Origin of the sequence: Nonomuraea sp. KM88 (assembly GCF_052245635.1) — a bacterium.
GTDB lineage: Bacteria > Actinomycetota > Actinomycetes > Streptosporangiales > Streptosporangiaceae > Nonomuraea.
This window is the reverse complement of record NZ_JBQQCC010000061.1, coordinates 1-1,790: the sequence shown is the minus strand read 5'-3', so window position 1 is coordinate 1,790 and position 1,790 is coordinate 1. Positions and strand designations below refer to the sequence as shown.

Below are 1,790 nucleotides of genomic sequence, written 5' to 3'. Positions count from 1 at the left end.
CCTTCAGGACTCTGTTGGCCGATTCCGGTTGATGATCCCCAGTTCGGGAGGGAGGCTGGGAACACCGGGCCGCGAGAACATGGAGGAGTTCCGTCATGTCTCTGCGTCCCCAGCCCGCTCGCGACGTTCCCGAGGAAACCGTCCGGATCGCACGAGCGGCCTTTCCCAAGGGCTGCCTGGCCATGCGGTTGCGTGATGCGCTCGGTCAGGTCTTCACCGACGAGCAATTCGCCCAAGCGTTTCCCACGCGTGGTGGGCCGGGCTTGTCACCGGGGGAACTCGCGCTGGTGTCGGTGTTGCAGTTCGCCGAAGGGCTGTCCGATCGCCAGGCCGCCGAGGCGGTGCGAGGCCGGATCGACTGGAAATATGCCCTGGCTCTGGAGTTGACCGACCCAGGGTTCGACTTCTCAGTGCTGAGCGAGTTCCGGGACCGGTTGATCAGCCATGAGCTGGAGGAAGAGATCTTCCAGGCGCTGTTGGACCACTGCGCGCGGCTGGGCCTGCTGCGCGCGGGCGGGCGGCAGCGTACCGACTCCACGCATGTCATCGCGGCGGTGCGCACGCTGAACCGGATGGAGTTCGTCGGTGAGACGTTGCGGTCGGCGTTGGAGGCACTGGCCGTGGCCGCTCCGGACTGGCTGGCCTCGATCATCACCGGCGAGTGGATCGAGCGTTACGGCAGCCGGGTGGACAACTACCGCTTCCCCAAGGGGGAGGATGCACGTCAGCGCTGGGCGTTGACCGTCGGAGCCGACGGGTTCACCTTGCTGGAGGCGGTGCATCACCGCGATGCGCCGGCCTGGCTGCGGCAATTGCCCGCTGTGCAGACGCTGCGTATCGCCTGGATTCAGCAGTACCACCGCGAGGAGAAGGGGGTGCGCTGGCGGGAGGGCAGGGATCTCCCGCCGGCCAGACGACGGCTGTCCTCGCCGTACGACCCGGATGCCCACTACGGCCTCAAGCGCGGTGCGGGCTGGTGCGGCTACAAGGTCCATCTGAGCGAGACTTGCGAGCCCGACGCTCCGCACCTGCTCACCGGCGTTCAGACCACCGATGCCACCGTCGCCGACAGCGAGGTCACCGAGCAGATCCACACCGATCTGACCCGGCGCGGACTGCGCCCGGACATGCATGCTGTGGACGCGGGCTACATCAGCGCCACGCTGATCTTGACCGCCCGCGAAGAGCATGCGATCGACCTGCTGGGACCGGTCGGGCTCGATACCCACACTACGGGCAAGGACGGGCTCGGCCAGGAGGCCTTCACCATCGACTGGAAGGCGCGCACGGCAACCTGCCCGGGCGGTGCGACCAGTGTCTCCTGGTCCGATCAGCGCAAACCCAACGGGACACCGATCACCCGGGTGCATTTCTCCATCACCGACTGCGCTCCCTGCCCGTTCCGGGCTGCCTGCACCAAAGCCGACGGTCACCGCTACGGGCGGAGTCTGACCCTGCTGCCCGCTGCCCAGCAGCAGATCCTCGACCAGCGCCGTCGTGAGCAGGAAACCGACGCGTGGAAGGCCCGCCACGCGGTCCGAGCCGGAGCCGAGGGCACGATCTCCCAAGCCGTCCGGACAGGAGCCATCCGCCGGACCCGCTACCGGGGATTACCCAAAACCAGGCTCGCGCACCTACTGACCGCCACCGCGATCAACCTCATCCGCCTGGATGCCTGGTGGACCGGCACTCCTATCCGCGGCACCCGCAACTCTCACCTGGAGCGACTCGGAGCCAGCCTTGGCCTGGCGGCATGAACCCAACCCAATCGGCCAACAGAGTCCTTCAGG

Annotated in this window: 1 protein-coding gene; it reads left to right on the top strand. The window is 67.4% G+C overall.

Annotation, left to right across the window (positions count from 1 at the left end; all coding sequences use genetic code 11):
• The first annotated feature begins 95 nt into the window (after positions 1-95).
• The gene (locus ACTWPV_RS49640; RefSeq protein WP_347780624.1) at positions 96-1,757 is read left to right on the top strand and encodes an IS1182 family transposase; all 1,662 of its coding nucleotides are present in this window, start codon (positions 96-98) and stop codon (positions 1,755-1,757) included.
• The last annotated feature ends 33 nt before the right edge of the window (positions 1,758-1,790 follow it).

What these genes read in the sequence shown, in the direction of transcription:
- ACTWPV_RS49640 (WP_347780624.1), top strand. Translation starts at nt 96, where the DNA reads ATGTCTCTGCGTCCCCAGCCCGCTCGCGACGTTCCCGAGGAAACCGTC.